We start from the raw sequence: 22982 nt of genomic DNA, 5'->3' as shown, positions 1-22982 counted from the left end.
GACCGCACGGTTCTCACCGCGGCGCCAGCAGCACCCACACCGGGCCGCTGTCGGACATCCGGATCGGCTCACCGGACTCGGTCCGGTAGGTGATCGGATCGCCGCGGTTCTCGCGGACCCACTCGCCCTCGAACGCCCGACCGTCGCGCAGGATCGTCGCCTCTCCCCTGCCGACCGAGACCGCCACGGGCGAGAACCGGCCGCCGGAGTCGCGCACCTGCCTGCCCTCGCGGATCTCCGTGCGCTGCACGACGACCGTGCCGGCGACCACCTCGCCCGCCTCGGTCGTGGTGACCGGCGTGCCGTTCAACACGACGCGATAGCCGCCGTCGGCCTCCGACCAGTGGAACCGGTAGCCGGCCGCGCGGAACGCGACCTCGTGGTCCGCAGCGGCGCGTCCGCCCTCCGGTGCCGCGCCGGCGTCGACGACCGCGGCCGGGCCGGTGTCGCGATCCTGGCCGGGCAGGCTGTCCGGGCGGACGTACAGGTTGTGCGGGATGGGCCGGTCGTGGCCGCGGAAGAACGCCTCCGGGCGCATCCGGTCGGTCACGAGCTCGATGGGTGCGTTCCGCAGCAGCGGCTCGATCTCGGGGGCGCCGCCGGAGTAGGCCAACACGGGCCGGTCGAACTGTTCGATCAACGCGATGTCGGTCTCGCGGGCACTGCGCACCGGGCCGACGGCCTCCGGCAGCTCGCTCGCGTACACCGCGGCGAGGCGGGTCAACCCGCCCTCGACGGGTTCGACGTAGACGATGTCGGCGGCCGACAGTCCCGTCTGGGGCCGTGCCTGGTCGACGTTGTCGACCTTCACGACGACCACCGGGCGCCGCTCGGGACCGGTCTCCGGGGGCGGCGACGGCTGCTGCCCACCGCCCCGGTCGGGGGCGTCACCGCCGGACAGCAACACCAGCGTCACCACGACCGCGGCGGCGACGAACACGGCCACGGCGGCGATCAGCTGCACCGCCGACTTCGACACCGCCATCGCGCCGCCACCTCCTCACCGAACCACCGCATGCCGGGCGCGTCACCGCGTGCCGGGCGCGGCTTCGAAGTTCCCGACCCGCCGTCGGCCTAACCAACGAATGGTGCCCGGGCGCGGATACGGCGGCGGGCCGGCACCCGATCGTGGTGCCGGCCCGCCGCCGGAGGTGGATGCTGCGCGACGACTACTACGACACGCTTGCCAGGTAGTCGGCCGCCTTCTGCGGATCCATGAACCAGTGCTGGAAGTCCGTCGGGTCGGAGAACCCGTTGGCGAACCGGTTGGCCACCGCGGAGTTCACCTGAGCCGCGCCCAGGATGTCCATCACGTGCGGAGGCGGCGGCGTCAGCAACGCGTTCGTCCACGCGGTCACGTGCTGGGCGTGGTCCCAGTACTTCTCGAACGTGTTCGACATCCACTCGGCGTCGAACGGCTGGTCACCGCGCTCGAGGATCTCGTGCAGGTAGGTGTGCGCGCACTTGGCCGCGTTGTTGGAGCCCTGACCCGTGATCGGGTCGTTGGCCACCACGACGTCGGCCATGCCGAGCACCTTGCCGCCGGAGGGCAGCTCGCCCACGGGCTTGCGCACGACCGGCGTGTAGCCGCCCGCGAGCGTGGCCCGATCGTCGGTGAGCTCCGCGTTGCGAGAACGCTCGTACTCCCACGGCAGGAACTTCTTCATCAACGCGAGCGTGCGGTCGAGGTGTTCCTGCGGCGACGGCCGGTCGCTGAAGCAGTCCAGCGGACCGCCGGGGATGCCCTCGAAGAACAGGATCTCGCAGTTCCCGCTCAACGTGTAGCCCGGGATCATGAACAGCTCGCCGACACCCGGGATCAAGTTGAACCGCACGGCGCGATTGTTCGGGTGCTCGGGCCGCGTCTCCACGCCGTGGGCGTAGACGACCGACAGCGCGCGCTGCGGCTTCGTCCACACCGAACGCTCGTTGTCACGGTCGAACAGCTGCACCAGTTCGCCCTTGCCCGCCGCGACGACCGTCAGGTCGTACATCGTGGACAGCGAGTTCAGGTCGGCCGTGGTCACGCCGTGGATGACGAGCTTGCCGCCGCGCTCCTCGAACAGCTCGAGCCAGCCGGCCATCTTCACGCGCTGGTCCACGGACTGGCCGTAGGCGTCGAGCCACCCGGCCCAGTTCATCACCCGGCTGCTGTCCTCACCGGCGACGGACACCCCGAGACCGTCGACGGTCACGCACTCGGCTTCCCACAGGTTGAGGCCGACCTCGCGCTCGGTCTGCAGGGCATCGGCGAACATGCACTGGGTCGACATCACCCGGCCGCCGCGGATCTCCTCCGAGGTGCGGGCCGACATCACCGTGACGTCGTATCCGTGGTGTTGCAGCGACAGCGCCAGCTGCAGACCCGACTGGCCGGCTCCGACGACCAGAATCTTACGCATGTGTTCGTGTCCTCCCGGGGTCAGACAATTCGGCCAGCGACAACGTGTAGCTCACGAGCTCACGCAACGTCTCGGCCGTGGATTTCGGATCCCGCGCGTCGACGGTGACCAGCGGGACCGACTCGTCGAGCGCCAAGGCGTCCCTGACTTCGCTGAGGTCATGGTGCATCTCGCCGTCGAATCGGTTGATCGCGACAATGAACGGCAGGTCCGAGTCGTTCTCGAAATAGTTGATCGCGGCGAACGACTGGTCGATCCGGCGGGTGTCGACGAGGACCACGGCGCCGAGGGCGCCACGGGACAGGTCGTCCCACAGGAACCAGAACCGTGCCTGCCCGGGCGTGCCGAACAGGTACAGCAGCAGATCCGAGTGCAACGTGATCTTGCCGAAGTCCATCGCGACGGTCGTGGTCGACTTCTGGGCGCCGTCGGGCGCCTCGTCGATTCCGCTTCCCGCCTCGGTCATCCAGGCTTCGCTGTTGATCGGCGGTACCTCGGAAACGGAGCCGACGAACGTGGTCTTGCCGACGCCGAAACCGCCGGCCACCACGATCTTCGCCGACACCGTCAACTGTTCCGGGTCGGCGGCCTCCACGGCGCCGTTCCCGCCGGCCGCCGTCGGGCCGTCAGACCGGTAGCCGCTTGAGTCCATCGAGGATCCTCTCGAGTACGTTCCGATCGTGCGCGTACGCGTACGCCGTCGGGTGGATGTAGATCGCGCCCTGCGCGGCCAGGTCACTGACCAGGACTCGGATCACACCCAGCGGCAACGCGAGCGACACCGACAACTCGGCGATCGACACGCGTGTGCGCGCACGCTCGTAGAGCTGACGCGACTCCGGCATCAGGGAGTCGGCCAGGCTCGGGTCATAACGCGGCACCGAAATGAGCGTTTCGACCAGTAGGTCGTAACGCGATTTGGTGCGGCCGCCGGTGAGCGCGTAAGGACGGATCCGCTTGCTGCGCATCCGTGTCGGCTGACCGGCCCCGTTTTCTGTGGACACGGTGGTCACTTCCTCACCAGTGGGGTCGTCACGCCTGCGCCCTGCGGGCGGTCAGCACGCGTCGCATGTCGGCACGAATTTCCGGAGTCAGGGCATGGCCGGCGTTGCGGACGAACTGCGTCATCTCGTACGCGACCACCTTCATGTCGCATTCGGGCCCGGTCAGCACAGCGAGGCCGGCGCCGTTGCCGATGCCCATGAACAGGAAGTAGCCGTGGGTGAGCCGGATGATGATCTGCTCACACCCACCCTTGTCGAACAGCGTCGCGCTGTTGCGCGCGAGGCTGAGCATGCCGCTGGCGATGGCCGCGAGCTGCTCCGACTCGTCGGTCGTGACCTCGTCCGACGACGTCAACGGAAAGCCGTCCGACGACATGATCAACGCGTGCGTGACCCCGTGCACCTTGTGGACGAAGTCGTTGATCAACCACGAGAAGTTGTGTTTTCCGGCGCTGGTTTGTGGGTTCACTCGGCGGCCCCACCGGACTCGGGTCGGGTGTCGTCGAGCCGGTGCTTCGGCTGCGAGGACTGCTCCCCGGACTCGGCACCGCCGGCCGCGCTCTCGGACTCGGAGGTCTCGGCGGCGAGCTGCTCGCCGTCGGAGAACGCGTCCAGGTCGGCAAGGAGTTGGTCGTGGCCCTGCTCCAGCGCCACGGGGTCCTCCATCGGGTCCTCGGGAGCCGCCTCGTGCGGCACCGAGGAACCGGAACCCGCACCGGCCGCCGTGACGTCCTTCAGGCTCTGCGACACCCGCCGCGGCAGACCGCTGGCGGTCGTGCCACCGGTCGCGGTCGGGCTGGGTGCCGGCCGCGGACGCGGACGCGGGGACGGCGCCTCCTCCGGCGGAGGGGCCAGGGGCGGCGGCGGGCTCGCCGCGGCGCCGCTCTGCTGCGGCACGCGACGGGGCAGCTCGCCCGAGATCGCACCGGACGAACGGGGGGCCGTTCCCATCGCGGGGCCGGCCGCCGGGGACCGGTCACCGACCGGCGGTTCCGGCGCGGGCTCGACCAGGCCGGGGCCCTGCGAGTAGAACACCGTCTCGTTGCCCGACCACATGGCGTCGGGAACCTCGGTGACCAGACCGGACGGCAGCAGCACCGTCGCGGTGGTGCCGCTCGGCAGCCGATTCGCCAGCGACACGGTCAGCTTGTGCCGGTCGGCCAGGCGCCGCACGACGGTCAACCCCATGCTGCGCACGGCCGCGTCGTCGAGGATGACCTCGTCGACCTCGGACGGCGACAGGCGCCGGTTGAGCTCGTCGATCCGCTCCTCCGGCAGGCCGATGCCCTCGTCCTCGATGCGCATCAGGACGCTGCCGGTCTCGGTCAGGTGCGCGCTCACGCGCACCGGCGCGTTGGGCGGCGACTGGTTCGCCGCGTTGTCGAGCAGTTCCGCCAGCAGTCGGCTGATGTCCTCGGCGGCGAAGCCGACGACACCGAGCGACACGACGCGACCGATGGTCACGCGGGCGTACTGGTCGATCGACGACATCGCACCACGGACAATGTCCACAAGGGACGATGCGTCATTACCGGGCCCACCTGCGTCCCGACCCGCGAGCACCCGCAGGTTCTCGGCGTTGCGGCGCAGCCGCGTCGCCAGGTGGTCGAGGCGGTAGAGCTGCTCGAGGCGCTCGTCGTCCTCCTCGCCGGTCTCCATCTTCTCCAGCTCGGACAGCAGCGTGTCGACCAGGTTCAGGTCACGCAGCGCGAGGTTCGCGCACATGTCGACCAGGGCCTGCTGCTGCTCGCCGGTGTCGTGCGCAGGAAGTGGCTGCGCATACGTCGTGATCGCCGCCGCATCGGCGGTCTCCCCGTCGTACCGCGGGGGGTCGAGCAGCTGCGCCGCCGCCACCCGGGAGCGGTCAAGTAACACACGAGAGCGCTCCAGAATCTCTCGCGCTTTCGCCCGCCTCGCCATTGGTGTCCACACTTTCCTTGAGTCGCGTACGGGCCTCGGATTCGGCCGTAACTCCCCCGACCAACGGACGCCTATGCAAGCAGAAGCCCTGGCCGATGTCCACAACCAGTCCCTGGTTCGACGCGCGGCGTGACCGCCTATGCTCACGTGCGCCGAAGGCCGCACCGTACACCCGTTCGTGGGACATGAATCACGGTGCGTAGCCCATGTACTGACGCACAGATCACACCTAGAGTGTTCTCGTCCGAGGCAGGGCACAGGCGAGCAGTCGGGGCCGCCACCTGGCCGTGACCGCCCGCTGCGTGGGCTCGGGGTGCACGCCCCTCCGGGCCCGGTCGTCCTGCAAGATGTGCCAGTCCGGTCCGAGTGGCACGCGGCGCGGAAGGATCACGAGTGAGCACCCACACCGCACAGGTCGACGACATCCGGCTCGTCGCCGTGCCCAGCGCCCTGAACTGCGCGGCGATGTTCGCGGAGTTCTCGCTGAGCGAGTGGCAGCTGCCGATGCTGCGGGAGACCACGAGCGAGGCGGTGCGCACGCTGGTGCAGAACGTGCTCGACCACGCCCAGGGCCGGACGGGATTCGTCAGCGTGCGCCTGCGACTGAAGGGCGACTGCCTCGTGATCGAGGTGGAGGACGACCAGCTCGCGAACGCCCACGACGACGCGCCGGTGATCGAGGGCCGCCGCACGGGCGCGATGCCGGTGCAGGGCCGCGGCAAGCTCGTGTGGTGCGAGATCCCGTTGCCGCCGGGCATGTCGGCGACGCAGGTGCGCCTTCCGCACCGCGGCGAGCGCCGCAACCTTCCGCCGGAGGCCGCCGCCGCTGCCCCGGAGCCGCCGTCGAACGTCGACCCCTCGCTCGCCGACCGGGTTCTCGTCGGGCTGAAGAACCGCGAGTGGTGAGCTCGCAGATCCCCCGGGTGCCGCAGTCGCCGCAGTCCCTGGCCGAGGACTTCTACACGCTGTGTGGCCGTCGCCGGGATGTGCGCGGTCAGTTCACGGGCGCACCGGTCGACGAGGACACCCTCCGCCGGGTGCTCGGTGCGGCCCACGCGGCCCCGAGCGTCGGGATGAGCCAGCCGTGGGACTTCGTGCTCGTGCGCGACCGCGACACGCGCGCCGCGTTCCGCGAGCACGTCGCGGCCGAACGCGAGGCGTTCGCGGCCGAGCTGTCGGGCGAGCGCGCCGAGACGTTCGCCAAGATCAAGATCGAGGGCATCCTCGAGTCGACGCTGTCGGTCGTGGTCACCTACGACCCCGACCGCGGTTCCCCCGCGGTACTCGGCCGGCATGCGATCGCCGATGCCGGGCTCTACTCGGTCTGCCTGGCGATCCAGAACCTGTGGCTCGCCGCGACCGCCGAGGACCTCGGCATCGGCTGGGTCAGCTTCTACCGCGAGCCCGTGCTGCGCGAGCTGCTCGGCATCCCCGAGCGCGTGCGCCCGGTGGCGTGGCTGTGCCTGGGCCCGGTGACGCACCTCGAGGAGACGCCCGATCTGGAGCGGCACGGCTGGCGCGAGCGGCTGCCCCTCGACGCCGTCGTCCACGAGGAGCGCTACCCGTCCACCTGAGGTGGTCACGCACCCGGTGGGCGGTTTACACCCGGCGCGGACGCGAGCACCCTGGATCGACGAGGCAGTCGATCCTGCGTCGAGACAGTCTGCACGGGAGCCCGGGATGGAGTTCGCCGATCGCCGTGCCGCCGGCCGCGAGCTGGCGGCCCGCCTGCGCTACCTCGACGGTCAGCGGCCGCTGGTGCTCGGTCTCCCCCGCGGCGGCGTGGTCGTGGCCAAGGAGATCGCCGATGCGATCGGCGGCGAGCTCGACATCATCCCGGTGCGCAAGCTCGGCGTGCCCGGCGATCCGGAGCTCGCGCTCGGCGCCATCGCCGAGGGCGGCACGGTCGTGACGAACCCGGACGTGTTGCGCCAGCGCGGGCTCGGCCCCGCCGACGTCGACGAGGCCGCCGCCCACGCGTTCGCCGAACTGGAACGGACCGCGGCGACGCTGCGCCGCCATCGCCCGCCCGCGACGTTGCGCGACCGCGCCGTGGTCGTCGTCGACGACGGCGTCGCGACCGGGGCGACGACGCGGGCGGCCCTGCGGTCGGTCGCGAGCCGCGGCGCACGCTGGTTGACCCTCGCGGTGCCGGTCGCCCCCGCCGAGGTGCTGGAGGAACTGGCCTCGGCCACCGATCACACGGTGTGCCCCAACCCGCGGGTGTGGATGCGCGCGGTCGGCAACTGGTACCGCGATTTCCGCCCGGTGACCGACGAGGAGGTCATCGCCCTCCTGCACCGCCAGCCCGCCTGAGCCCCCACGTTCCCGTGCCGCGCGGCCCGGTCACTCGGCCATGGTGCGCTGTCCGTCGAGGGTTTCGCGGATGATGTCGGCGTGCCCGGCGTGCTGGGAGGTCTCGGTGATCACGTGGAGCAGGACCTGCCGCACCGACCAGCGCTCCTCCGGCTCGAACCACGGCGCCTCCGGCAGTTCGTGGGTCACGTCGAGGTCGGCGGCGGCGAGGAACTCCTCGGTGCGCCGCGCGACGGCCGCGTAGTCGTCGAGGAGCCCGGCCAGCGTCTCGCCGGGCAGCAACCGGAACTCGTCCGGGTCACCGGCCACGGCCTTCGCCCCGGCCACGTCGCGGGACTCTGCCGAATCGGCGCCCGCGAAGTCGAGCCACCCCCGTTCGACCGCGGCGACGTGCTTGATCAACCCGGCCACGGTCAGCGCACTGACGGTCGTCGCCCGGTTCGCCTGCTCGTCGTCGAGCTCCCGCGCCGTGTAGCGCAGGAACCACCGTTGCCGCGCCAGCATCCCGAGCAGATCGGCGCGCTCCCGCTCAGCGCCCGCCGTTCCCGCAGCGCCCGCCGCTGCCGTGTCGGCCGTGGTCGTCCCTGTGGTGCCCATCCTCGCGTCCCTTCCTCGTCCGGTGCTGCCGAGGACGCTACGAGCGATGCCGGACAGCTCCGGTCCGCGATGCCGATGCGGCGAATCAGTCGCGGAGGGAATCGGCGCCCAACATCGACAAGGGGTGGTCGTACAACTGTGTGAGCAGACCCGTGCAGGCCGCCATCGCCTGCACGTTTCGCCCGAATTGTGTCATCACGACCAAATCCTTTCCGGGCAGCACGGTATTCGCGGCGAATTCGTCCAACACGGTGTCGAGATATTCGGGTGCCTCGGTGATGGCCTGACCACCGAGCACGACGAGATCCGGATTCACCAGATCGCGTGTCCGCGCGATCGCGCGCCCGAGCGCGCGGGCACGTTCGGCGAGGATGTCGGCCGCCTTCGGGTCGGTCTGCGCCGCCTCGACCACGTCGCTGAGCTCGGACCCGGCGATGACCCCGGCCCGCCTGGCGCGCTCGACGACGGACCGGTCGGCCACCGTGGCCTCCAGGCAGCCGGTGCGCCCGCAGTCGCACTCCACGTCGCTGCCGATCGGCAGGTGGGCGATGCTGCCGGACTGGCCGGGACCGCGGTGCAGCACGCCGTCGACGGCGATCGCCACGCCCACCATCTCGCGCGCGTAGAAGTACAGCGAGCTCGACGCTCGGCCCGACACCCCGAACAGCAGCTCGGCGGTGGCCATGGCCGGCACGTGGCCGTCGAGGTGCACCGGCAGGCCGGTGACCTCCTCGAGCAGCGCCTTCGCCGGCACGCCGTGCCAGTCGAGCGGCTCGTGCTCCAGCAGTCCGCGTTCGGCGTCCACCTGACCGCCGATCGCGAGCCCGACGCCGATGATGCGCCGCTGCGGCCACTCGGCGAGGAAGGTGCTGACCTCGTCGCCGATGGCCCGCAGCACCTCGGCGGCCGAGCCCTTCGGCGTCGGGATCCGCTCACTGCCCAGCAGCTCGCCGGACAGGTTGGTCAGGCCGTAGGTCGTGGTCACGATCCCGATGTGCACACCGCACGCGGCGATGACGTCGTCGTTGAGCCGCACCGGAACGGTGGGCCGACCGATGCCGCCCCCGGTCGCGTTCTCCGGCGCCTCCCGCAGCAGGTCGAGGTCGGTCAGCGTCGCGACCTGCCTGCTGACCGTGGGCATGCTCAGCCCGGTCAACCTCGCGATCTCCGCCCGCGACAACGGACCGTCCGTCCGCGCCGCGGCGAGCACCGCCGCCGCGTTCGACTCCCTGACCCCGCCCGCACCCGGGACGTCCCGGACCGACGCCGGTAGCTGCCTGCCCACTCGCATGCCTCACTTTCGTCTCGCCCGGAAACACTACGGCGGTCCGACCCATCTCACCCGACTTCCCGCCACCCGGAACAGGCAGGGTCTTCTTTTCTTCACGTTAAAAATCTTCTTTTCACCTAGTTAGTAAGAATGTGTGTTAAACCACGATCCTGAAATGCGGACACGCGGTGTACCGCACAGCGAATGCGTGTCACCATCCAAAACCGCGGCCGACGGACGTTTTCGCACCGGCATTGCGCTGCCGCCGGCCGACAGCGAACCGTTTGTCCGCATTTTCCGAATCACGATTCCTTGATTGACCGAGGTCGGCATGCAAACACTTCTGTTGTTCGGTCTGGCCGGATTCCTGGCGCAGATGGTCGACGGGTCGCTCGGCATGGCGTTCGGCGTCACGGCCACGACGACCCTGCTGGTCGCCGGCACCGCCCCGGCGGTCGCGTCCGCGGCGGTCCACCTCGCGGAGGTCGGCACCGCGCTGGCGTCGGGCCTGGCCCACTGGAAGATGCGCAACGTCGACTGGCGGGTCGTCGGCACCCTGGCCCTGCCCGGGGCGATCGGTGCCGTCCTCGGCGCCTACGTCCTCACGTCGCTGGCCACCGAGTCGGCCGAGGTGTGGATCACGACGATCCTGCTCGTGCTCGGCACGTACGTGCTGATCCGGTTCTCGTTCCTCAAGCTCGGCCGGTTCGTCGCCTCGCGCAGGCCCGGTTCGCGGTTCCTGGCTCCGCTGGGCCTGGTCGCCGGGTTCATCGACGCGAGCGGTGGCGGCGGCTGGGGGCCGGTCGCGACCACGAGCCTGCTCTCGTCCGGACGGCTCGAACCGCGAAAGGTCGTCGGCTCGGTGGACACCTCCGAGTTCATCGTGGCCGTGGCGGCGAGCCTCGGCTTCCTGTTCGCGCTCTCGGCCGAGGAGTCGATGAACTACACGGTCGTCGCCGGCCTGATGATCGGCGGTGTCATCGCAGCGCCGTTCGCGGCCTGGGTGGTCAAGAAGCTGCCGGCACGCATCCTCGGTGCCGCTGCCGGTGGCCTCATCGTGCTGACCAACATGCAGACCCTGCTGTCGTCGTTCGAAGCCTCGTTGAGCGTCACGATCGCCGTGCTCACCGCCGTGGTCGCGCTCTGGGCGACCGGCCTCACCACCGCGATCCGCTCGGTGCGCGCCGAACGCCGCACCGCCGAGGCGGAGGCCGACCGGGAACGCGAGCCGGAGCCCGCCTGAGGGACCCACACCCGACGAACGCGAGCGTGCCCCCACGGCCGTGGGGGCACGCTCGCGTTCGCCTCAGCTGCGGGTGATGGCGTCGATGATCGCGGGGCGCAGGTCCTCGGGCCGGATGACCGCGTCGACCGACCCGACCTCCACGGCACGCTGGATGCTGTGTACCGCGTCGAACTCCGCGGCCACCTCGCCGAGCTTCTCGGCGCGCACCTCGGCCCGGACGTCGGCGAGTTCGGCGCTGCGCGCCGCCCGGTCGACGCCCTCGGCCTCACCGACCCGCGCCTGCGCCGCGTGGACCCGCTCGTCGGCCGCGGTGCGCGCGTTGACCTCGCCGGAGAACACGACCGCCGCGGCGGGCGCGCCGCCCAGCACCGACGCGTACGACCCGTCGACGGCCAGCACGGTCATGTTGGGGTTGAGCGCCTTGGAGAACACCACGAACGCACCGCCGTGGTAGCGCGAGATCACGCAGAACACGATCGGGCCGTCGAAGTTGACGATCGCGCGGCCGATCTCCGCGCCGTACTCCAACTGGAGTTTGCGCATCGACTCGGGCGATCCGTCGAATCCGGACAGGTTGGCCAGCACCACGAGCGGACGGTTGCCGCTGGTGGCGTTGATGGCCCTGGCCGCCTTCTTCGACGACCGCGGGAACAACGTGCCTGCGGTGTAGGTGTCGGGGCCGTCGGTCGGCGGGAAGCCCCGCCGCGGCACCGGCCTGGACTCGATCCCGAGCAGGCACACCGGGCGACCGCCCAGGTGCACGTCCTGCACGACGGCGGTCTCGGCGTCGGCCATCCCCGCCCACCGCTCGAGCACCGGGTGGTCCTGATCGGACAGTGCGCGCATCACGGTGCGGATGTCGAACGGCTTCTTCCGGTCGGGATTGGCCTCGGCGGAGAAGATCTCGCCGACGGTCGTGAACTCGCTGCCCGTCACGTGGTGCGGGAACCCGGTGACATCGCGGCCGGCCGGATCGCTCGTCGCCGCGTTCCGGGGCGCGGTCTCCCCCGGTGCGATGTAGGTGTGGTCGTAGTGCCCCATGAGCACGTCCCGCGCGCCGGCCAGGTCGGCGGCCCAGTACTGGGCCTGGCCGTTCGGTCCCATCACGCGGTCGTAGCCGCCGATGCCGAAGTTGTCCTCGGCCGACACGCCACCGGAGAAATCGAGGGACTGCTTGCCGGTCAGCACCATCGCCGAATCCGGCGTCATCACCAGGATTCCCTTGGTGTGCATGAGCATCGTCGCCTCGGCGTTCCAGTACGGCTGGGCACCGACGGTGATCCCCGCGACGACGATGTTGATCTCACCACCGGCCTGGGTGAACTCGACGATCCGCTTGAGCGCCGCAGCGACCCAGTCCATGTTCTCGGTGCCCGAGTCCATCGCGATCCGCGCGCCCGCCGACAGCGCGAACCACTCGACCGGCACGGCCATCCGCTCGGCCAGGTCCAGTGCCGCGATGACCCGCGCACACTCCGGTTCGGACAGTGAGCCCAGCGACTTGGTCGGGTCGCCGAACAACGCCACCCGCGTGACGCCCTCGGGATAGCGGTCGGTCGGCGTCGTCACGACCCCGACGACGATGCCCGCGGTGTTGCCGCCCTTCGGCCGGTCCACCGGAGCCAGCGCGCCGTCGGCGTCGAGGTCGTACTCGGTGAACGTGCCCTGGGCCCCGGCGAGCATGCCCGTCAGTTCGTACGGATAGACCGCACCGCGGCGGCGCGCCCGCAGGACCTTCTGGCCGTACTCGTCGAGCGGCCGGATCTCCTCCGACGGCGGCTCGATCACCTCGACCCGAACCCCGGACGAGACATCCGACGAGATCCGCACGGCGATGTCGGTCAGCTCGCCGCTGTCGTCGACCGGCCTTCGGCCGATGAGCAGCACCTCCTCCAGGCCCGCGCCGTACGTGGTCGGCAGGACGCGGCGGGCGATGGCCTTCAGCTCCTCGACGCTCAGCGGGTTCGGCGGCCACACGTAGAGCAGGACCCGGTTGGTGTCGAGGCGTTTCTTCGCGGGCCGCCGGGCCTGCTCCGCCCGGATCGCCGCGACACACGCCTCGAGCGCGTTCTCGCGTCCGGGAGCGCGAGGATGCGACCGGTCTCGTCGTCCTGCAACGGCGTCAGGTCGCGAACCTGGGCCATGGCCAGCAGCCGTTCGTCGGCCGGATTCTCGGTGGCCGCGCAGCGGTAGAAGTAGACCTCCTCGTCGGTCGAGGGCAGCCGGGTGAGCTCGAACCGGCGCCACCGCGCGAGCTGCAGCCGCTGGGCGATCATCGGGTGCAGACCGCGGATCAGTCGGTCCTCGGTCAGCTCCCCCGCCTCGGCGGTGAACGTGAAGTGGTGGTGCATCGCCGAACCGCTGCGACCCGCGACGCTGGCGGTCACGCGCACGGTGCGCTCGGGCAGTCGTGCCGCGCGCAGCGTCTCGCCCAGCTGCGCGGCCATCGCGTCGACGTCGGCGGGCTGGTCGGCCCACGTGAGATAGACGTCGGCGACGAGGTCCGCCGCGCCGTCCTGCGCGGCCAGGTCGCTCAGCGCGGAGAGCGCGTCGTCGAGCCGTTCGACGTCGGTTGCCGTGCTGAGGAGTCGGAACGCCGTGCCGCCGCGCGCGTACTCGGCACTCGCGCAGTCGAACCCGTCGCGGTGTTCCGTGCGGAATCCGTGCAGGCGGCGCTGGTGGTAGTAGCGCTTGGCCAGCACCTCCAGCATCGGGCACTGGTCGGTGCCCGCCCTGCCGATGCGTTGCGCCAGCACGCGCACCAGCGGTTCGGGTGTGGCCACCATCGCGGCGATGCGCTCCTGCCGGTCCGGGGCGTCCGGATGCCGGTCGAGGTGGCGCAGATGCCGCCGCACCGCGGTGTAGCTCTCGGCGCGGTTCCGGCGGTACATCGGCTGGCCGAACCACCGGAACACCAGCGTGCGGGCGAGGTCGGTGACGACCGGGAACCGCAGCTGCGTCGCGACGACGAGATGCTCCAACGCCTCGCCGACGGTCAGCTGCACCGCGCTCGGCGGCGCGGGCTCGGTGAGCCACTGCTGCAGGACCGTCGTCACGACGCTCGCATCGGCCGACAGCCGCTGCTGGGCCAGGAAGATCCGGAACACCGCCTGCTCGAGTTCCGACGTCCGGTCGAGGTCGGTGATCCCGTAGTGCCCGAGCACGCGCCGGAGCCGGTCGAGGAACGCGTCCGACAGGCCGGCGCGTTCGGTGTCGAGGCTCTGCAGGTACGTGTGGAAGTACTCGCGTGCACTGTGCACCGCCACAACACCCTCGGCAGCCTCGGCGCCCTCGCCAGCCTCGGCGTCGGCCGGCCGGTTGCGGGTCAGCTCGCACAGATCGGCGAACACGCGCACGAGACCGACCTCGCCCTCGAGCGGCCGGTGTCCGTCGGCGACGAGCTGATCGCGCGCCTTGAGGTAGGCCGCCAGTGCGCGGCTCTCCCCGTCGGAGGCCGCCTCGGAGCGACGTCGAAGCCGAGCAGCCGGCTCCGCAGCTGGTCCAGACCGCGCTCCACCCGCTGCGCCGCGGGCTCCTCGGGCGGCGGCGACGGCAGTTCCAGGTCCACCGCGGGGGCGGCCGCATCGGCACCGGCGTCGTCGGTCTCGTCGGCGGCCGGCTCCAGACGCAGCAGCGGGGCGCCGGCCTCGACCTGACTGCCGACCGCCACGGGCCGGGCGACGAGCGTTCCGCGGAACGGCGCCCGCAGGATCGTCTCCATCTTCATGCTCTCCAGCACGAGCACCGGTGCCCCGGCCTCGACCCCGTCGCCGACCTCCAGCGGCGTGGCCACCACGAGGGCCGGTGCGGGCGAACGCAGCACGCCGCCCTCGTCCCTGCTGACGCGGTGGGTGACGCCGTCGACCTCGACCAGGTGCACCGGTCCGTGCGTACCGGTGACCAGGCGGTAACGGTGTCCGTGCACGGTGAGTTGGCCGCTGCTCGCGTCGAAGCGGCGCAGGTCCACGTCGAACGGCGGCGCCGCGCCGGCACCGTCGATCGCGATGCGGAACCGGCTCTGCCCGGTGCGCGCCACCGCCACGCGGTACCCGGCACCGCGCAGTTTCAGCTCGATCTCCGCCGAGGCGTCCGTGCCCTGCAGGCGCACCTGCGGACGTCCGCCGTGGGCGCTCGTCAGCAGGCGCTGCTGCTCGGCGTGCTCGCTCTCCTCGTAGGCCTCGATCGCGGCCGCGGCCAGCGCGATGCCCGCGTGGCGGTGCGAGGCGAGCCGGCCCTCGGCCCGCACCCGGTCGATCCAGCCGGTGTCTGCCGTGCCGTCGACGACCTCGGGCGCGTCGAGCAGGTCGAGCAGGAAGCTCTTGTTGGTGGCGCCGCCCTCGATGAGCACGGTCGTGTCGCGCACGGCGCGGCGCAGGCGGGCGAGCGCCTCGTCGCGGGTCCGCCCGTAGGTGATGATCTTCGCGATCATCGAGTCGAAGTCGGCGGGGATCTCGTCGCCGGTGCCCACACCGGTGTCGACCCGCACGCCCGGCCCGCTCGGCAAGGTCAGCAGCGCGATCCGCCCGGGTGCGGGGGCGAAGTCGCGATCCGGGTCCTCGGCGTTGAGCCGGGCCTCCACCGCGTGTCCGGACTCCGAGGGCGGCGCCCCGGTCAGCGCGCCGCCCTCGGCGACGTGCAGCTGCGCCTTGACCAGGTCGAACGCCGTCGTGGCCTCGGTGATCGGGTGCTCGACCTGCAGCCGGGTGTTGACCTCGAGGAACGCCAGCAGTCGTTCGCCGGGGTGGTAGAGGAACTCGACGGTCGCCGCGCCGCGGTAGTCGACGGCCACGGCGAGCCGCTCGGCCGAGACCTTCAGCTCGGCGACCTGGTCGGCGTCGAGGCGCACGGACGCGGACTCCTCGATGACCTTCTGGTTGCGCCGCTGCACGGAGCAGTCGCGGACGCCCAGCGCCCACGCCGTGCCCTGGCCGTCGGCGATCACCTGCACCTCGACGTGCCGGGCGCCGGTGACGAGCCGCTCCAGGAACACGATGCCGCTGCCGAACGCGCGCTCGGCCTCCGAGCTGGTGCGTTCGTAGGCATCCGCCAACTCGTCGGCGGTCCGGACCACGCGGATGCCGCGTCCGCCGCCGCCCGCGGTGGCCTTGAGCATCAACGGGTAGCCGATGTTCTCCGCGGCCTGCAGCGCCCCGTCGAGGCTGTCGACCGAACCGCGGCTCCACGGCGCCACCGGGACGCCGACCTCCTCGGCGATCAGCTTCGCACCGATCTTGTCGCCGAGTTTGCGCATCGCCTCGGCCGACGGGCCGACGAACGCCACACCCAGCCGCGCGCACAGTTCCGCGAACGCCGGATCCTCCGCGACGAAGCCCCAGCCGACCCACGCGCGTCCGCACCGGACTCGACCAGTGCCCGCTCGAGGACCTCGAGGTCCAGGTAAGGCCGGTCGGCGGCGGCGCCGAGATGGTAGGCGCGGTCGGCCTCGCGCACGAACGTGGCGGCGCGGTCGACGTCGGTGTGCAGCGCGATGGTCTCGCGCCGGCCGCCGTCCTCGGCGTTGAGCTCGCGCACGGCTCGGATCAGCCGCATCGCGGCCTCACCCCGGTTGACGATGGCGATGCGGGTGAACAAGCTCGGCAAACCTCACAACCTGCTGTCGCGGGCGATCATTCGCGGTGTGCGGGCGCGCGCCGGGGTCATGGCGCACAGGCCCGCCTGTACACCCCAACCCTCTCCGGTCACAGGGCGGCACCGGAATGATCGCACCCGCCACGGCGCGCGGGGACCGTTTGTAGGAACCCACCAAAAACGGCCCCGCAGCCCGCGGTCACGAAGAAGCAGCAGCGACGAAGCGGTTCGCTCGAGCTCACCCGTCCCGGCCGGTGGTCACTCCCCGGCCGGGGGCGTCTCCTTCCGTCGGTCCCGTGCCGCCTCGGCGGCGGCCTGTGTCGCGTCGCCGGATGCGCTCGCCCGGTCGGCGAGTTCGCGGTAGGTCAGCGGGGCGCGTTCGAACCGGCCCTCGTGGGCCGCGACGGCGTCCCGTTTCGTCGACAGTTCGGGATAGGACTCCGCGAGCCGTTGTCGACGTTCGAGCGTGCGCCGCCATTCGGCGACGTACTCCCGGTTCCCGCGACCGGTGCCCTCCCACGACGTCGGCGCCCCGTCCGGCCCCGCGGGTGGCCGGGCCGCCCCGGTGAGCGCCACCGAGCCGGGCAGTCGGCGCACGCCCGCGCCGCACGCGGGACACAGCGGGTCCGGCGCGTGCCAACTCGACTGGAGTCGCTCGAACCGCATCCCGCATCCGCACCGGTAGTCGAACAGCGGCATGGCCGCCTCCTTCCCCGTCCGCTCGGCGGTCAGGTGTAGTAGTTGCCGGGTCCGGTCCGGAGTTCGGCGAGCTGGTCGGCCGCGTGACCGAACACGATCGTCGCGCCCGTCTTCTCCTCGATCGCGCGGATCTTCTCGACCGATTCGAACCACGCGACGGTGTCGTAGACGATGCCCGCGGCGATGGGCGGCGGGCCGTAGCTCTCCTTGAGGTACAGCGAGTCGGACGTGAACACCATGGGCCCGTGGTCGGCAAGGTCGACCTTGAGCGACAACGTGCCCCACGTGTGCCCGGGTGTGCGCAGCAACGTGACGCCGGGCAGGATCTCGGTGTCCTCGGCGATGGTGTCCAGTTCGAGACCGTCGTAGTCGGACTTGATGTGGGCGCCCTTGGCGAAGCGTCGAAGCCGAGTGCGCCCTCCTTCTCGGCCTCGTCGACGATGATCGTGGTCCCGGTGTCCTGCCACAGCTTCGCGTTCGCCGCGTGGTCCATGTGCAGGTGCGACAACAGCAGGTAGTCGATGTCGCCGGGTTCGAGGCCCAACTGCTGCAGGCGCGAGTCGACCCACATGTCCTCGGTGACCTCGTCGACCGGGAAGTACTGGTCCAGTCCGGTCGGGCCCCAGCGCTGTTCCCAGTCGCGCGGCACACCGGCGTCCCACATGAGCTTCTGCCCGTCGGGGTGTTCGATGTAGACCACGTGCGTGGGAACCGGCACCCAGTCGCGCTGCTTGCCGGGGTTGTGCCGCGTGGCCATGCGTCCGGGGTCGATCAGCAGCCACGTCAGGTCGGCGTGCATCGTTCCGGTCGGCAGAATCGTGACCTTGATCTTGTCGGCGTCCCTCATCGCTGTCATCGCTGACCTCCGTGATCTGGAACACATCCCGAGATCAGAGTGCGTGACGTGCGTGAACGGCGTCAACATGCGACCGGGTGTCACCGATCAACGGCGACACCCGGTGCACAGGGACTCGGCGGCAGTCAGCTCACGAGCGCGGCGAGCCTGCTGCGGATCAACTCGTCGGCCTCGCCGGCGATGCGCTCGACAAGCTGGGCAACGGTCGGGATGTCGTCGATGAGGCCCTGCACCATGCCGGCCGACCAGATGCCGCCGTCGATGTCGCCCTCCTCGAGCACCTTGGTGCGCCCGCGGTTGCCGGCGACCAGCTCGCGCACGTCCTCGAACTGTCCGCCGTCGTCCAGAATGGACACGACCTCGCGGCTGACGGCGTTGCTCGCCACGCGCGCGGTGTTGCGCAGCGGACGGAAGATCAGCTCGGTGTCGCGTTCGGTCGCCTCGACCATGCGCTGCTTGACGTTCTCGTGCACGGGCGCCTCCTGCGTGGCGACGAACCGCGTGCCCATGTTGATGCCGTCGCGCCGAGCGCCAGTGCCGCGACGAGACCGCGCGCGTCCCCGAAGCCGCCCGAGGCGACCATCGGGATGGAGACCTTCTCCGCCGCCGCGGGGATGAGCACCAGACCCGGGATGTCGTCCTCGCCGGGGTGGCCCGCGCATTCGAAGCCGTCGATCGAGATGCCGTCGACGCCGAGTTCCTGCGCCTTCACCGCGTGCCGCACGCTCGTGCACTTGTGCAGCACCTTGACGCCGCCGCCCTGGAACGTCGGCAGGTGCTCGGCCGGGTTGAACCCGGCGGTCTCCACGACGGGAATCCCCGATTCGACGATGACGTCGCGGTACTCGGCGTAGGGCGGCGGGTTGATCGACGGCAGGATCGTGAGGTTGACGCCGAACGGCTTGTCGGTCATCTCCCGGCAGCGCGCGATCTCCTTGGCCAGATCCTCCGGGGTCGGCTGCGTGAGCGCGGTGAGGAAACCGAGTGCGCCGGCGTTGGCCACGGCCGAGACGAGTTCGGCGGTGCCGACCCACTGCATCCCGCCCTGCACGATCGGATGCTCCACCCCGAACACATCGCAGAACCGCGTGCGCACCATGACTTTCCCTTCGCCGAACAGGTGAGACCGGGGCGCCTGCGTCCTCGTCGGTCCCGGTCGGTCCTGGCCGCCGCGAGGAAAGCGCCCGCTTACCTCGCACTGTAGCGTCCCCGGCCTCCTGCGCCCATGACTCACGTCTCCCCGTCCCCGATGATCTCGGCGCTCGTCCCGGTGCCCGGGACGCGATACCGTCGCCGCGGACCGGCAGAGCCCTAGCCTTGCCGGCAGCGACGACGAACAACCAGCGTCTGACACAACGAGGTGAACGAGAACGTGCCTGGCCCACTCAGCGGTCTGAAAGTCGTGGAACTGCCCGCCATCGGCCCGGTCCCGCACGCGGGCATGATCCTGGCCGACCTCGGCGCCGACGTCGTACGCGTCGAACGCCCGTCCGGGGCCCTCGACATCCGGGGCGGGCAGCGCGACCACATCATGCGCGGCAAGCGCTCCGTGGCCGCCGACCTCAAGTCCGCCGAGGGCACGCAGTTCGTCCACTCCCTGGCCGCCAAGGCCGACGTGCTGATCGAGGGCTTCCGGCCCGGCGTCGCCGAACGACTCGGCGTGGGCCCCGACGACTGCCACGCCGTCAATCCGCGGCTCGTCTACGGCCGCATGACCGGGTGGGGGCAGGACGGGCCGATGGCCCCGCGCGCCGGCCACGACATCAACTACATCGGCCTCACCGGAACGCTGCACGCGATCGGCCGCGCCGACACTCCCCCGGCGCCGCCGCTGAACCTCGTCGGCGACTTCGGCGGCGGGTCGATGTTCCTGATCACCGGTGTGCTCTCGGCGCTGTGGGAGCGCGAGCGTTCCGGCGCCGGGCAGGTCGTGGACGCGGCCATGGTCGACGGTGCGAGCGTGCTCGCGCAGATGATGTGGGCGCTGCGCGGGGTCGGCATGTGGTCCTCGGAGCGGGCCGGCAACCTCCTCGACTCGGCAGCGCCGTTCTACGACACCTACGTCTGCTCCGACGGCCGCTACATGGCGGTGGGCGCGCTCGAACCGCAGTTCTACGCCCAGCTGCTCGACGGCCTGGGCATCGCCGACGAGGACCTGCCTGGCCAGCACGACCGGGACGCCTGGCCGACGCTGCGGGCACGGTTCACGCAGCTGTTCGCGAGCCGCACCCGGGACGAGTGGGCGGCCGTGTTCGAGGACCGGGACGCGTGCGTCACCCCGGTGCTCACGTGGGACGAGGTCGCCGACCACCCGCACGTCGCCGCGCGGCAGACGTTCCTCGACATCGACGGCGTCGTGCAGCCCGGCCCAGCGCCACGGTTCTCCCGCACGGTGCCCGACACCCCGGAGGCCCCGCCCGCCCCGGGCGGGGACAACGATGCCGTCACCGCCGACTGGGGTGTGTGAGGGCTCCGCGCGCCGCGCCCCTGTCCGGGCGGGCGACGAAGGCCACCGACGCCCTTGACAGGATGTCGGACATGGCCGGAATCGAGATCCCTCGCAACGTCGTCCGCGGCATGGTGGTGCTCACCCTTCTCGCGGTCGCCCTCCTCGTCCTGATGTTCACCGAGGCCGAGGCGAACGTCGGCATGTGGGTCTTCGCCGTGATCATGGTGCTGGCGGCCGTGGGATTCTGGGCCGCCTACTTCTACCAGCGCGCGCAAACCCGCAAGGGCAAGTAACCCAGCGAGAACGACGATCGGGCGCTGCCGCGGCTGCGGCAGCGCCCGATCGTCGTGGTGCGCGTCGCTCAGACGCCGTCGAGGATGGCCGACAGCTCCCGCTGCACGATCGGCGCCATCGTCTTCATGTACGTCTTCGTGATGTGGTTGTTGTCCATGTACACGAGGATGTTGCCGATCATCGGCGGGCACACGTCGCCCTCGCAGAAGTAGTCGCCGAAGTCCAGGAAGTGCACACCCTGGGGCATGTTCGGAACCTCGTCGTACGGCGGGATCTCCGCGTAGACCCTGTCCCGCGGCCGCGAGCACGACGGATCCTCGGGGCCGCGGTTCTCCGCGCAGTCCGCCAGCGAGACGTCGAACCGCGGGTTGTCACGGGCGGCGATCACGGGGATACCTGCTTCGCTGAGCGTGCGCCACTGGTCGACGTAGCCCTCGGGGGTGATCTCCTCCCGGCCCGGGTGCGCGTCGCGCGTGGCGATCGTGAACACCGCGTCCGGCTGGATCTCGAGGATCTCCTGCATGACGGTCTCGTTCCACGCCGCGCACTCGGGGTTGTTCGGCGCGTGGTTGGTCAGCGGACAGCCGCCGCGACCCATCGAGATGATCTGCCAGCCGGCCTCGTGGGCCGCCGGCCGCAGCGCCGCGTTGAACTGCTGGGAGTGCGAGTCGCCGGCGACCACGATCCGCCGCGACGGGTTGTCCTCGACGCCGTCGTAACAGATGGCGACGATCTCGTTCTTGTCGGAGCGGCGACACTCCTCGGAGGTGAAGCTGTCGAACTCCTTGGGCAGCGCCGCGTACGGCGGGATCGGCTCGGCGTCCGCGGCCGCCTGCGGCCCACCGGGCTCCAGCACCGCGGCACCGGGGTGGCGCGGGTCGTTCTCCGGCGGCTCGAAGTTGGCCTTCTGCACGGCCGCGACCTGCCAGGCCCCGGCCGTCGCGAGCACGACCGCGAGGCTGGCCGCCACGAGGCGGTACGAGCCCCAGATGGAGCGCGTGTCGATGGACTTGGCGTTGCCGACCGGCTTCTCGACCAGGTGGTACGTGAGCGCGGCGAGCACGAGGGAGGCGGCGATGATGGCCGCGCCCCCGCGCAGGCCGACCGTCGACTGCTCGCGCACCATCACGTAGAACAGCAGCAGCGGCCAGTGCCACAGGTACAGCGAGAAGCTGATGTTGCCGAGGTAACGCAGCGGCCGTGACGACAGGAACTTGTCGGCGCCGAACACGGTGCCGGTCTGGCCCGCGAGGAGCACCAGCGCGGCCGACACGACCGGCCACAGCGCGACGTAACCGGGGAACATCGTGCCGACCTGCAGCACCATGCCGCAGGACACCAGGCCGATGACGCCGAGCCAGCCCATGACGATCCGCAGGCCCCGGTTGATGACGATCCGGTCGATCATCAGCATCACGAGACCGCCGAGCGCGAACTCCCACACGCGGGTGAGCGAGGAGAAGTAGGCGAACTGCTGGTCGACGTTGGTCAGGTACACCGAGTAGGCCAGCGAGCCCGCGAACAGCACCGACAGCAGGCCGAACAGCGCGATGCGCAGGTCCCAGCCGAACTTCTTGAACGCGAACACGAACAGCGCGATCAGCAGCGGCCACACGATGTAGAACTGGCCCTGGATCGACAGCGACCAGAAGTGCTGCAGCAGGCTGGCCTGGTCGTTCTGTGCGAAGTAGTCGGCCTGCTGCGCGGCGAGCTGCCAGTTCTCGAAGAACAGGGCCGAGGCCACGACCTCGCCGACCGTCTGTTCCCAGCGGCCCTCGGACAGCAGGAAGTACCCGGCGATGACGGTGGCGACCAGCACGGTCGCCATGGCGGGCAGGAGGCGCTTGAAGATGCGGCCCCACGTGGCGCCGAACTTGATGCGGCCACGGGCGCTGGCTCTGTACAGCTGGCCGGTGATGAGGAAGCCGGTGACGAAGAAGAACACGTCCACGCCGCCGGACACACGGTCCAGCCACACGTGGTAGATGACCACCAGCAAGCACGCCAGTGCGCGCAGGCCCTGCAACTCGGGCCGGAACCGGGCCTTGACCGGTACCCCGCCTGGTGCCGTGGCCGACAACTCTGACGGTGTTGGCGGCGACTGCGTCACGGCGAACCTCACTCTCTTCCCTGACCGGCGGTCCATGATGCCAACCCGCATTCGGGTGGTTTCCACCACTTCCGTGCACTGTGACGCAGAATTCGCCCACAAGGTTGCTCGGGCGAATCTCGGCGGTCGTCACACTACGCGACCCCCCGGCTGAATCCGCTGGTCAGAGACGTTTCTGTCCGACAGAAGTCGCGGCGCCGGCGCGGACACGCGACCCGGGTCAACTGCGG

17 protein-coding genes and 3 pseudogenes are annotated in these 22982 nt (G+C 70.7%); 6 read left to right on the top strand and 14 right to left on the bottom strand.

Going from position 1 to position 22982, the window contains the following annotated elements:
* Window positions 1-13: 13 nt before the first annotated feature.
* The 6 genes from BJF85_RS15855 to BJF85_RS15830 form a co-directional block, all read right to left on the bottom strand.
* Window positions 14-985: a DUF3048 domain-containing protein gene (locus BJF85_RS15855; RefSeq protein ID WP_075848534.1), complete on the bottom strand. Its 972-nt coding sequence runs from the start codon at window positions 983-985 to the stop codon at window positions 14-16.
* A 187-nt stretch (window positions 986-1172) separates the two neighbouring features.
* Window positions 1173-2402: a styrene monooxygenase/indole monooxygenase family protein gene (locus BJF85_RS15850; RefSeq protein ID WP_075848532.1), complete on the bottom strand. Its 1230-nt coding sequence runs from the start codon at window positions 2400-2402 to the stop codon at window positions 1173-1175.
* A complete protein-coding gene (locus tag BJF85_RS15845) occupies window positions 2395-3054 on the bottom strand; it encodes an ATP/GTP-binding protein (RefSeq protein WP_083666444.1) in 660 nt (219 codons plus the stop codon). The genes BJF85_RS15850 and BJF85_RS15845 overlap by 8 nt, the downstream gene beginning before the upstream one ends.
* The gene (locus BJF85_RS15840) at window positions 3029-3370 is read right to left on the bottom strand and encodes a DUF742 domain-containing protein (RefSeq protein ID WP_075848531.1); all 342 of its coding nucleotides are present in this window, start codon (window positions 3368-3370) and stop codon (window positions 3029-3031) included. The genes BJF85_RS15845 and BJF85_RS15840 overlap by 26 nt, the downstream gene beginning before the upstream one ends.
* 64 nt (window positions 3371-3434) lie before the next feature.
* Window positions 3435-3875, bottom strand: coding sequence for a roadblock/LC7 domain-containing protein (locus BJF85_RS15835; protein WP_075848529.1), 441 nt, complete (start codon window positions 3873-3875; stop codon window positions 3435-3437).
* Window positions 3872-5281 (bottom strand): sensor histidine kinase, encoded by a 1410-nt coding sequence (locus BJF85_RS15830; RefSeq protein ID WP_369822190.1) that lies wholly within the window; start codon window positions 5279-5281, stop codon window positions 3872-3874. The genes BJF85_RS15835 and BJF85_RS15830 overlap by 4 nt, the downstream gene beginning before the upstream one ends.
* 438 nt (window positions 5282-5719) lie before the next feature.
* Between BJF85_RS15830 and BJF85_RS15825 the strand changes: the two genes are divergently transcribed.
* The 3 genes from BJF85_RS15825 (at window position 5720) to BJF85_RS15815 (ending at window position 7642) form a co-directional block, all read left to right on the top strand.
* The gene (locus BJF85_RS15825; RefSeq protein WP_075848525.1) at window positions 5720-6232 is read left to right on the top strand and encodes an ATP-binding protein; all 513 of its coding nucleotides are present in this window, start codon (window positions 5720-5722) and stop codon (window positions 6230-6232) included.
* Window positions 6233-6270: 38 nt separating this feature from the next.
* The gene (gene bluB, locus BJF85_RS15820) at window positions 6271-6900 is read left to right on the top strand and encodes a 5,6-dimethylbenzimidazole synthase (protein WP_083666484.1); all 630 of its coding nucleotides are present in this window, start codon (window positions 6271-6273) and stop codon (window positions 6898-6900) included.
* Between the two features lie 106 nt (window positions 6901-7006).
* Complete coding sequence (locus tag BJF85_RS15815) at window positions 7007-7642, top strand: phosphoribosyltransferase (RefSeq protein WP_075848523.1); 636 nt, start codon at window positions 7007-7009, stop codon at window positions 7640-7642.
* A 30-nt stretch (window positions 7643-7672) separates the two neighbouring features.
* Here BJF85_RS15815 and BJF85_RS15810 read toward each other — a convergent pair whose 3' ends face one another.
* The gene (locus tag BJF85_RS15810; RefSeq protein ID WP_075848522.1) at window positions 7673-8239 is read right to left on the bottom strand and encodes a DinB family protein; all 567 of its coding nucleotides are present in this window, start codon (window positions 8237-8239) and stop codon (window positions 7673-7675) included.
* Window positions 8240-8324: 85 nt separating this feature from the next.
* Window positions 8325-9524, bottom strand: coding sequence for an ROK family protein (locus BJF85_RS15805; RefSeq protein ID WP_255375675.1), 1200 nt, complete (start codon window positions 9522-9524; stop codon window positions 8325-8327).
* Between the two features lie 316 nt (window positions 9525-9840).
* On the opposite strand from BJF85_RS15805, the gene BJF85_RS15800 reads away from it, so the two are divergent.
* The gene (locus tag BJF85_RS15800) at window positions 9841-10752 is read left to right on the top strand and encodes a sulfite exporter TauE/SafE family protein (protein WP_075848763.1); all 912 of its coding nucleotides are present in this window, start codon (window positions 9841-9843) and stop codon (window positions 10750-10752) included.
* A gap of 63 nt (window positions 10753-10815) precedes the next feature.
* Here the strand turns inward: BJF85_RS15800 and BJF85_RS15795 are convergent.
* The 5 genes and pseudogenes from BJF85_RS15795 to BJF85_RS15780 all read right to left on the bottom strand — a co-directional run bounded on the left by BJF85_RS15795 (window position 10816) and on the right by BJF85_RS15780 (window position 18998).
* Window positions 10816-16347: pseudogene (locus tag BJF85_RS15795) on the bottom strand (carboxyl transferase domain-containing protein).
* 255 nt (window positions 16348-16602) lie between these two features.
* On the bottom strand, window positions 16603-17043 hold the full coding sequence (locus BJF85_RS15790; RefSeq protein WP_075848520.1) for a zinc ribbon domain-containing protein: 441 nt from the start codon (window positions 17041-17043) through the stop codon (window positions 16603-16605).
* A 29-nt stretch (window positions 17044-17072) separates the two neighbouring features.
* A complete protein-coding gene (locus BJF85_RS30255; RefSeq protein WP_255375674.1) occupies window positions 17073-17510 on the bottom strand; it encodes a hypothetical protein in 438 nt (145 codons plus the stop codon).
* 2 nt (window positions 17511-17512) lie between these two features.
* Window positions 17513-17707, bottom strand: a pseudogene (locus BJF85_RS30250) (MBL fold metallo-hydrolase); the annotation flags it as partial.
* Between the two features lie 317 nt (window positions 17708-18024).
* Window positions 18025-18998 (bottom strand): annotated as a pseudogene (locus BJF85_RS15780) (NAD(P)H-dependent flavin oxidoreductase).
* A 273-nt stretch (window positions 18999-19271) separates the two neighbouring features.
* On the opposite strand from BJF85_RS15780, the gene BJF85_RS15775 reads away from it, so the two are divergent.
* A complete protein-coding gene (locus tag BJF85_RS15775; protein ID WP_075848761.1) occupies window positions 19272-20366 on the top strand; it encodes a CaiB/BaiF CoA-transferase family protein in 1095 nt (364 codons plus the stop codon).
* 71 nt (window positions 20367-20437) lie between these two features.
* On the top strand, window positions 20438-20641 hold the full coding sequence (locus BJF85_RS15770; RefSeq protein WP_139320659.1) for a hypothetical protein: 204 nt from the start codon (window positions 20438-20440) through the stop codon (window positions 20639-20641).
* Between the two features lie 68 nt (window positions 20642-20709).
* Here BJF85_RS15770 and BJF85_RS15765 read toward each other — a convergent pair whose 3' ends face one another.
* The gene (locus BJF85_RS15765; protein ID WP_255375673.1) at window positions 20710-22752 is read right to left on the bottom strand and encodes an acyltransferase family protein; all 2043 of its coding nucleotides are present in this window, start codon (window positions 22750-22752) and stop codon (window positions 20710-20712) included.
* Window positions 22753-22982: the final 230 nt, after the last annotated feature.

It is taken from the genome of Saccharomonospora sp. CUA-673, assembly GCF_001942305.1.
Classification (GTDB): domain Bacteria; phylum Actinomycetota; class Actinomycetes; order Mycobacteriales; family Pseudonocardiaceae; genus Prauserella.
The sequence above is the reverse complement of the archived record's forward strand: the minus strand, read 5'-3'. Positions and strand labels throughout refer to the sequence as shown.